This is a genomic window from Nocardia sp. NPDC102475, from assembly GCF_055584605.1.
The window spans coordinates 77,553-87,081 of the sequence record NZ_JBVJLS010000035.1; the positions used below are offsets into that span (position 1 = coordinate 77,553).

Sequence of the window (9,529 nt, forward strand, 5' to 3'; positions counted from 1 at the left end):
GCGCGTTCCCCTCGATCTGGTCGACGTCGATCATTACGAGCCCATCCTGTTCGCAACCTGCGGCAGGGCAGGGTAATGGACCCGTTCGACGTCGCCGTAATCGGCCTCGGTCCCGTCGGCGAACTGGCGGCCCTCCTGTTGGCACGCGCAGGGCTGAGAGTGTTGGCGCTCGAGCGGGAAAATAAAGGGTATCCGGATCCGCGGGTCGGCGTTCTCGACGGCGAAGCACTGCGCACACTCCAGCAGGCGAGAGTGTACGAGCGCGTTGTTCCCGACATGCTCCTTGGGGGCGGCGCCCAATTGCTCTCGGCGCGCGGCAAGGTGATCGCGACGACGCTACCGACGGAGAAGTCCCAGGGGCATCCGTGGATTTCGACGATCTACCAGCCATCGCTGGATGCGCACCTTCGGGCCGCCCTTGCGGAGTATTCGAATGCCGATATCCGCCTCGGCCACACGCTCACCGGGTTGACCCAGGACGACGGCGTCGAACTCGAGTTTCGGGTCGCCAACGGCGAAACCGGCCATGCGTGGGCACGATTCGTCATCGGCTGCGACGGCGCCGATAGTGCCACCCGCGAGGCGATCGGTGTCCGGTTGGTCGGCCCCTCGTACACCGACACGTGGCTCATCATCGATGCGAAGCTGCCCGAGCCGGTCTCTCATCTGCCGTATTTTCAACTCACGCTGGACCCGGCGGCGCCCCGCCTGACCGGCCGCACCGCCGGCGGGCACCGCTGGGAACGCAAGGTGATGCCCGGGGAAAACCACGATGAGATCCTGACCCCACGGGCTGCCCGGCGGATAATCGCCGAGCACGCGGATCCGCACACCGCGGAGATTTCGCGCCATTTCATCGACACCTTCCGGGCCGAGAGCGCTGAGCGCTGGCGGGTCGGACGGGTATTCCTTTGTGGCGACGCCGCCCATCTCATGCCGCCGACCATCGGCCAGGATTTGAACGCGGGTATCCGGGATGTCGCAAACCTCACCTGGAAAATCGCGGCCGTGGTGAATGCGGGCGCGCCACCGGAAATCCTCGACTCCTACGAGGCCGAACGGCGCCCGCACACCGATGTGATTACCGCGCTTTCGGTGTGGGCGGACCGTCTTGTCACGTTGCGATCGCGCCCGGCGGCAGCGATCCGCGATGCGGCAAGTGGGGCGCTCATGCGGGTCCCCGCATTTCGGGAATGGATACGCCAGGGCCGCTGGCGCCCTGCGGCCAGGTACCGGCGCGGCTTCCTGGTGGCGCCCCCAGCACCGCGCTCGCCGGTGGGCCGCCTGTTCCCGCAGCCGCTCGTGCGGACCTTCAGCGGCGCGGAACATCGATTCGATGATATCTCGGGTGCCGGTTGGCGGATCGTCGGCTGGGACGCCGACCCACGAAAAGCGCTGTCCGCCAACGTTCGCCGCATCGCCGGAGACGCACTCGGCGCGACCTACGTAACGCTGACCGCACCGGGATGCCGCCCCGTCCATCGGGGCGCGCCGACCCAGATCCTCGAAGACCTGCAAGAGCTGGCCCGTCCATTCTTCCAACGGCAGCCCTTCGTCGTACTCCGTCCTGACCACTACGTCTGGGCAGATTCCTCGGCAACAGCACTCGATGACACTCTGATGCGGTTGGCGCAGCGGATCTCGAACGAATCGACGTCGTGTCCCGACGGTGCGGACATCGAAGGATTCGACCGAACCGGCAACTGGAAACTGGAAGCCAGTACTGCCGATATCAGGTTCTCGGCTCGCGGGTGCTGGGGACTGCTCCCGGTGTCCGGGCGCTTTCGCCGAGCATGTGGCTCGATTACCTGGCGTGCGGACGGAACGGCCACAGTAGTGCTCGAGGTTCATGCCGCCGGGATCGCGACCGGTATCGGGGTGCGCGACCGGCATCTGTGTGCGCCCGAACTCCTCGACGTGGGAAGGCACCCACTGATCTCGTTTCAAGGCGAGGCCATCAGTCCCGATCCAGGGCGACTAGAGGTGAACGGCAAGCTGACAGTCCGCGGCACCACGACCGAGCTACGCCTCGACGTCGCACTCGAACCGGATGGCCCCGCACTCGTCGCCAGGACGACCGCGCGGATCGACCTGTCCGCGTATGGCATCGCAGCGCCACTCGGCATCATCCGCCCCGAAGTCGGCCTCTCGATCCGTGGTCGCCTCATCACCACCGAAATCCACCCTCTCCCAGTGATATCCACCAGGTAACCGTTATCGCCGAGTGCCCCAGGTCGTCTCCGCCGGATACAAGCTGGGGCCATCAGCAGCGCAACGCACCGGCCGGTAGATCCGCCGCGTCGGTGAGCGGCAATTCCAGGGAGCTGAGCAGATCCCGATACCGCTGCGCCAATTGTGTTGGCGCGCTGCGGCTATAAACGACGATCTCGCGGTAGACCCCCACGCCGATCCGTCTGGTGTGCTGGACCCAGCCGCCGGGAACCGCATTGTTCGGGACAAGCGCCACCCCGAGACCTTCCATCGCGAACAGCAGTGCCGCCGTGACCTGCCCGGTGCGAGCCACCGCACGCGGGGTGTAGCCGAGGCTGGTAGCTGTCCGGTCGGCGATTTCACTCATACCCTGCTCGGGCTCGTAGAGAATCCAGTCGGCCGCAGCGAGTTCATCCCGCCCCACGGATGCGCCATGATCCTGCCCGACCGGACCGATCAGCACCATCTCCTCGTATCCGAGGGAGACGACCGGTCCGTCCCAGAGTTCGGGCCGCGGGCCGACCGCGATATCGCCCTGCCCGCCGCGAACAGCGTCCTCTAGGGCGCGGCGATGCGAAAAATCGTGCACCCGAAGAACAACCGCCGGGAACATCGCATGCCACCGCACCGCACTCGGCGGCAGGATTCCGGAGGCGACCGACCGCACGGTGAGCACGTGCACATCACCGCTACGCCCCTCGACAACCTGGTTGACCGCGGCCGTCGCTTCTTCGGCAGCCTGCAACACCCGTTGGGCCTGGGGCAGGAAGACCCGACCCGCCGGTGTGAGGGCAAGACCGTGTCGTCCGCGTTCGAGCAATACCGCGCCGAGTTCTTTCTCCAGCGCACGTATCTGCTGGGACAGCGACGGCTGCGAGACATACAGCCGTGCCGCGGCCGCGCTGAAAGACCCGCTTTCCCACACGGCGAGAAAACACTCGAGGTGACGCAGTCGCATCAGTCGAAATTACTGCCGTCTACGGCCATTGCGAACGTAGCTGAATATTCATTCAACCAGTTTCACTCGGCTATCCCTGTGACGGAGTCGGGCGAGCAGATGATCTATTTCGGACCGCGCGCGACTCGACAGCATGCCGCGCGGCGCGCGCTGCGCATCGGAGGTAAGTAGTCCGCGCCGCTTCATCACATACTTCCGTACCGCGAGGCCGATACCCGGTTGCTGTTCGTACCGCAATAACGGGAGGTGTGCGTCGAAGATGTCATGGCCTTCATCGAGACGGCCCGCGGTCGCATGATCGACCACATCGACCAGCATCTCCGGAAAACAATAACCGGTCATGGCGCCGTCGGCCCCACGCTCGACCTCGAAATCCAGGAAAAGACCGCCGTTACCGCACAGGATCGAGAGCCGGGGCATTTCGCCTGCGGCCTCGAAATCGCGCAATTCGCTGATCTTCTCCAGCCCCGGCCAGTCCTCGTGCTTCAGCATCACGCAGCTGGGGACAGCGCGCGCGATGCGGGCAATGACGTTGGGGCTCATCACAACTGAGAACGACAACGGGTAATCCTGCAGCACAAGTGGAACGGATTCACCGAGCGCGGCCGCGACGCCCTCGTAATAGCCCACGATCTGGTCATCGGTGCGCAATGTGTTGGGCGGTGCGACCATGACGCCCGCTGCTCCGGCCGCCATGGCATCGGCGGTGAGTTCACCCATCGCGGCGTAACCCGGGGCGGATACCCCCACGACTATCGGAAGGCTGGTCCGCCGCAGCACCTCGCCGACGATTCGTACTGCTTCGTGATGGGCCAATTTCGGCGCCTCGCCCATCTGGCCGAGGATGGTAATCCCGGTGACGCCGGCTGATTCGTAGAAATCGACGAGCCGGTGCAGTGAATCGAAGTCCACCTCTCCTGCCTCGTCGAAGGGGGTCGGCGCGATGGCGAAGACGCCAGCTGCCTCGCGGGTGAGCAGGGCCATGATCACAATCCTTGTGGGGAGCGTCGGTTCGGAATCAGAGACTGGGAATGAGGCCGCCGTCGACGCGCACCACCGAGCCGGTGATGTAGGACGCCGAATCGCTCGCCAGAAATGCCACCGTCGATGCGTACTCGTACGGATTGCCGTAGCGGCCGATCGGGATGGTGGCCGCACTGTCGGCCGCGACCTGTTCAGCGGTGCTGCCTTGCGCCTCGGCCTTGATCTGGTCGAGGCGTTCGACACGCTGCGTACCGATCCGCCCCGGCACGACGACGTTGCAGGTGACGCCATCGGCGGCGACCTCACGGGCCAGCGTCTTGGACCAGCCGAGCAGTGCCGCCCGAAGGCTGTTCGACAGGCCGAGGTTCGGGATGGGGGCGACGACTCCCGAACTGGTACTGGTGATGACGCGACCCCACCGCCGCGCCTGCATACCAGGGACGACACTGTCGCTGATCGCGATCACCGACAGCACCATAGAACGGAAACTGTCGAGCCACAGTGCGGGCGACTGGCCGAGGACCGGCGCGGGCGCGGGCCCACCGGTGTTGTTCACCAAGATATCGACCGGACCGAAGGCCTGCACGATCGCGGCGATATTGCCTTCGATGACGTCGAGAACCGCGATATCCCATTCGAGCGCCATAGCCCGACCACCGGCGGCGGTGATCGCGCCGCTGCGCGCTTCGGCGGTTCCGAGATGGATGTCCGCGACGACCACCGCGGCGCCCTCGGCCGCGAGCCTTTCGGCGATCGCACCGCCGAGGCCGCCGCCGCCACCGAGAACCAGTGCGGTTCTGCCGCCAATACCGAGATCCACCGTATAACTCCCTCGACCGCGTGCCCGATGAAATTCCAGCGTTTGATATTCGAAAGAAATCCGGAATTTCTATATTTTCCGAACCGTACCACCCCTGGGACGAGGTCCGGCAATAGGAATAATCAACACCGGCCATAAGGCAATCTTATACGACCAGTTCAGCACGTTGCCGAGCATTAGCACGCTGCGATACTTCGCGAAAGGTCCTTGGACAAAAGAGATCTCCTTCACGTAGCCTCCTGATAATTCATCAACAGCCCAACGAAAGGCGATACGGTGTCCATTCCGGATAGGATGCTCGCGGCCGTAATCGGCGAGCCGGGAATTATCGCTACCACAACCTTGCCGGTGCCGCAGCCAGGTCCGGAGGACGTGCTGGTGCGCGTGCACCGAGCGTCGTTATGCGGCACCGATCTCAAAATTCGCAGCCGCCGCTTCTTCGGCGGTGCGGGCCCGGAGCCGGGCACCTTCGTTCCGGGGCACGAATATGCCGGTGTCGTGGCAGCGGTGGGCAGTGCCGTCGACGAGTTCGCGGTCGGAGATCGGGTGGTCACCGAGGCCCATCGGGGGTGTATGCGGTGCGTCAACTGCCTGTCCGGTGTCTATACCGACTGCTTGAACTACGGTAAGCCAGCCAAAGGCCATCGGGTACAGGGCATGACCGTCAATGGCGGCTTCGCCGAATACGTCGTCAACCACGTCTCCACGCTGTACCAGCTGCCCACTTACATCGACTTCGACTCGGCGGTCGTCCTCACCACGGCGGGCACCGTAATGCACGCCTTCGATGTGCTCGACACGCTGCTGGTCGGCGCCAAAATCGCGGTGATCGGACCCGGCCCGATCGGGTTGCTGGCGGTGCAGATCGCCCGCGAACTCGGTGCGGATCCGGTGATCCTCACCGGCACTCGCGCCGATCGGCTAGAAATCGGTAAGGCGTTCGGCGCCGATCACCTGTTCAACGTCCGCGAGGACGATGCCGTGGACGCGGTCCGGGATGTCACCGGCGGCTTGGGCGCCGACATCGTCATCGAGTGTTCGGGCGCCACCAGCGCGGTCGACGACGCGATTCACATGGCCAAGCGCGGCGGCAAGGTCGTCTTGGCCGGATTCTTCGACAAGCCGGTAACGGTCGACCTGAATCACGCTGTCATGAACGGGATCTCGATCCACACGGTCCGTGGTGAGGGGGCCAACTCGGTGGCGCGGGCACTGTCGCTGGCAGCGCACGGGCGACTGCGGACCGCCGACCTGGTGACCCATCATTTCGCGCTCGAGAACATCGCCGAGGCCTTCGACACCTACGCCGAACGACGGGACAACGCCATCAAGGTGATGCTCGATGTCGCTGGCTGACGCCGCCGTCCGCGAGCTGATCGCCGCCGATATGGCCGAGCGTGCGGCGGCGTGGCTGGCGACCCTCACCCGCGAACAGCGGGTGCGGGCGCAGTTCGACTCGCCACTCACCCCGGACGCGGAAGCCGAACGGCTCCGTTGGTTCTACACACCGACCGACCACGGCGGACTCGCCCTTCGCGACCAGACCGCAGCCCAGCAGGGCTTGGCGATGCGAATGGTCGCCTCGGGGCTGTCGCGGGCCGGATATGCCACCGTCGCAACGGTAATGGGGCTGGAGAACGTCCTCGATCAGGTCGAAGGGTGGCAGGCCCGCTGGGGGCGGGATCGGGGCCGAGACCCGAGCCTGTACTGGCTCCGGTTGTTCGGACACCCCGGCGACCCGGTGTGGGCCTGGCGCTTCGGTGGCCACCACATCTCGCTGAACAACCTGATCGTCGACGGGCACATCGTCTCGACGACACCGTGTTTCATCGGGGCCGATCCAGCCAGCACCGCACTACTGGGTAGCGCGTTGCGGCCGCTCGGCGGACCGGAGGAGGCAGCCCGGCACTTGGCCCGGTCGCTCGACTCGGACCGATTTCACGCGGCGTTATTGCACAAGAGCGCGGTATCCGACATCGTCTCCGGAAATCGGCCGACGATCGCGCACGGTGACACGATGATGCATATGCAGGATCTGTGGCGCGGCGAATTCACCGATCCGGCACTGCGGGATCTGGTCGACGATATCGACCGACGGGCAGAAGCGGGCAGCGGATACACCGAGCACGACCACGCGGCAACGGCTATCCACATCCCGCCGACAGGGTTGTCCGCACGGGATCTGGACCTCGAACAGCGCGACGTGCTGCGCAAGCTGATCAAGCTCTACAGCGGTCGCGCACCGGGCCCACTCGCCGATATCCACGCCGCGCATTACGCCGCCGACGAGGTACTCGACGAGGTCCATTTCGGCTGGGCGGGCAGTCTGAGCGCAGGCGAACCGAATTACTACCGAATCCAAGGCCCCGAGTTGTTCATCGAGTACGACAACACCCAGCGCGACGCCAACCACGCCCACTCCGTATGGCGCGATCCGCGTTCGGATTTCGGGCTGGACAGTCTGGCCGAGCATCGCAAGCGCTCGCACTGACCGACGCGTTCGACGAGCCTCGATGGCGCACCGGGGCGGTCTCGTACGGAAATGTGTCAGAAATCCGGCCCGGTCGGTGGCGCGTAGAGGCATTGGCACGGCATCGCCGGATAGCTCGGATCCACTCGATCATCGACAACGGCGGCCATGGCCCAGCCCATATCGGTCACCTCACGTGCGAAGGTCACGGCCGCCTCGTGTGAGGCGACGAAATGCATTGGTGCGCCGATTCCGAAATCGACCATCAGGTGCCACAACATCGCGTTTCCCACCTCGAGGACGCCCGTCAGCAAGGCCGACGGCACGAGCTTCCACGAGCGCACGGTATCCGCAGCGTGTAGCGCCGCGAGGTATCCGTTCTGCCGCGGACGCGGTCGACGCTCACCCTTCGCCTCCGATATCGGGCCCGGCAGCAGCATGCACGGCCGGAGTCATCGGGGCGGCCTGCGCCAACATCGCCCCGATCATGTCGGTGGTAGTGATGGCGCCGAGATAACCATCGGGCCGGATCAACAAGAGTGCGGAGTCGGCGAGGCCGTAGATCCGGGCGAAGGAATTGGCGATATCGGCGAGCACCACATCGGCGTCCGGCTGCGCTGCGCCGTTGATGACGACCTTCTTCAGTGCCGCGCCCAATTGCGGCCACAACAAGGCCCCCAGCGCTTCCGCTGCCGCTGGACCGTAGGCGATCGCGGTGAAATGCGGACCGGCGAACAGATCGAAAAGCCGCTGGGCTCCCCCGGTCATATTCAACAGTTTCGCGTCCGGCGCGCGGTCGCCGACCCGCAGCGTCTCGGTGCATTCGGCATCGCCCGCGACCAGTGGGCCGCCACGGTAATGCAGGTTGAGCTGGCGTTCGTCATTGCCGCGTTTGATCGAGGATGGATCCAGTTTGGCGAGGCCCTCGTACTTCTTGGTCGACAAACCCAAGACCCTCGCCGCGATCGGGCGCCTTTCGATCTCGTAGCTGTCGAGCAGGCTATCCGGTGCACCGGCGAGCACCTGGCCGAGTTTCCATCCCAAGTTGTAGGCATCTTGCAGGCCGGTGTTGAGTCCTTGCGCGCCCGCGGGCGGATGCACATGAGCGGCATCACCGGCGATGAACACCCGCCCGGACCGGTAGCGGCTCGCCAGCCGAATGTTAGGGCGGAACACCGACTTCCAGCCGATATGTGATAGGCGGATGTTTTCATCACCGGTCTGGGCGCGGATCCGCGCGTTGAGGCTGTCCGGGTCGAGCGCGGGCTCCTCACCGCGTTGCAGCCGAATCATCACCTGAAACCGATCGGAGTGCGGCAACGGGCACGCACCGACGAACCGGCCGCCCGGCCGGGGCCACACATGCCAGCGGTTTCGGGACAGGCCGTCGACCACGGCATCGACGATGATCATCCGATCGGCTTCATCGGTCGAGCCATCGAAATTGATGCCCGCCGTCTTCCGGACTGTGCTCGCACCGCCATCGGCGCCGACGAGGTAGCGAGCGTGGATCTCGTCGACACCGTCGGGACCGGCGACCGTAGCCACGACCTCATCCGTGTCCTGTTCGAATCCGACCAGCTCACAACTAGATTCGACAGCCACGCCCAGCCGCAGCAAGCCGGCGCGCAACGCGGCGTCGGTGCGGAACTGCGGGATCAACCAGGTATTCGGATGCGGCACATCGGATGTCACGTCATTGCGCGAAACCATATGCCACGGAATCGTCAGTGGACCCGCATGGACGCCCAATGGCGGGTAGGAGGCACCGCTCGCGAGGATGTCATCGAGGACACCGAGGTCCTCTAGCACTTCCAGGCTGCGTGGCTGCACTCCCTTGGCTCGCGAACCGTCGAACGCGCGCGCGGCCTTGTCGACGATCCGCACCGCGAGACCACGGCGGGTCAGATCGATCGCCAATGCGGTGCCCGTCGGTCCACCGCCGACGACCAGTACATCGATCAGTCCAGTGTTGTTGCTCGTCATGGCTTTTCCCTAAGTTCGTTGTTGTCTGGGGTTGGTGCCCTGGATGCCCAGAGCGGTGGGGTGTAGCTGATGGCTTTCTGCCTCGGTCGAGGCTCCGAAG

General features: G+C 65.1%; 8 protein-coding genes. 3 read left to right on the forward strand and 5 right to left on the reverse strand.

Features of this window, described 5'->3' with window-relative positions; genetic code table 11:
• Positions 1 to 75 precede the first annotated feature (75 nt).
• Entirely contained in the window at positions 76 to 2,211 is a 2,136-nt protein-coding gene (locus tag ACZ60G_RS40045) for an FAD-dependent monooxygenase (protein WP_465817176.1), read from the forward strand.
• A gap of 52 nt (positions 2,212 to 2,263) precedes the next feature.
• On the opposite strand, the gene ACZ60G_RS40050 is transcribed toward ACZ60G_RS40045, so the two are convergent.
• Genes ACZ60G_RS40050 through ACZ60G_RS40060 form a run of 3 tightly spaced genes read right to left on the reverse strand, consistent with a single transcriptional unit; the run spans position 2,264 to position 4,973 of the window.
• Positions 2,264 to 3,169 (reverse strand): LysR family transcriptional regulator, encoded by a 906-nt coding sequence (locus tag ACZ60G_RS40050; protein WP_465817177.1) that lies wholly within the window; start codon positions 3,167 to 3,169, stop codon positions 2,264 to 2,266.
• A 48-nt stretch (positions 3,170 to 3,217) separates the two neighbouring features.
• The gene (locus ACZ60G_RS40055; RefSeq protein ID WP_465817178.1) at positions 3,218 to 4,153 is read right to left on the reverse strand and encodes a dihydrodipicolinate synthase family protein; all 936 of its coding nucleotides are present in this window, start codon (positions 4,151 to 4,153) and stop codon (positions 3,218 to 3,220) included.
• Positions 4,154 to 4,187: 34 nt separating this feature from the next.
• The gene (locus tag ACZ60G_RS40060; protein ID WP_465817179.1) at positions 4,188 to 4,973 is read right to left on the reverse strand and encodes an SDR family oxidoreductase; all 786 of its coding nucleotides are present in this window, start codon (positions 4,971 to 4,973) and stop codon (positions 4,188 to 4,190) included.
• 276 nt (positions 4,974 to 5,249) lie between these two features.
• On the opposite strand from ACZ60G_RS40060, the gene ACZ60G_RS40065 reads away from it, so the two are divergent.
• Complete coding sequence (locus tag ACZ60G_RS40065; protein WP_465817180.1) at positions 5,250 to 6,329, forward strand: zinc-dependent alcohol dehydrogenase; 1,080 nt, start codon at positions 5,250 to 5,252, stop codon at positions 6,327 to 6,329.
• Positions 6,316 to 7,464, forward strand: a complete 1,149-nt coding sequence (locus ACZ60G_RS40070) for a DUF3500 domain-containing protein (RefSeq protein WP_465817181.1) — start codon at positions 6,316 to 6,318, stop codon at positions 7,462 to 7,464. The genes ACZ60G_RS40065 and ACZ60G_RS40070 overlap by 14 nt, the downstream gene beginning before the upstream one ends.
• A 56-nt stretch (positions 7,465 to 7,520) precedes the next feature.
• Here ACZ60G_RS40070 and ACZ60G_RS40075 read toward each other — a convergent pair whose 3' ends face one another.
• Positions 7,521 to 7,883: a hypothetical protein gene (locus ACZ60G_RS40075; RefSeq protein WP_465817185.1), complete on the reverse strand. Its 363-nt coding sequence runs from the start codon at positions 7,881 to 7,883 to the stop codon at positions 7,521 to 7,523.
• Positions 7,846 to 9,429, reverse strand: a complete 1,584-nt coding sequence (locus tag ACZ60G_RS40080; RefSeq protein WP_465817182.1) for an FAD-dependent oxidoreductase — start codon at positions 9,427 to 9,429, stop codon at positions 7,846 to 7,848. Before ACZ60G_RS40080 ends, ACZ60G_RS40075 begins: the two co-directional genes overlap by 38 nt.
• Positions 9,430 to 9,529 lie beyond the last annotated feature (100 nt).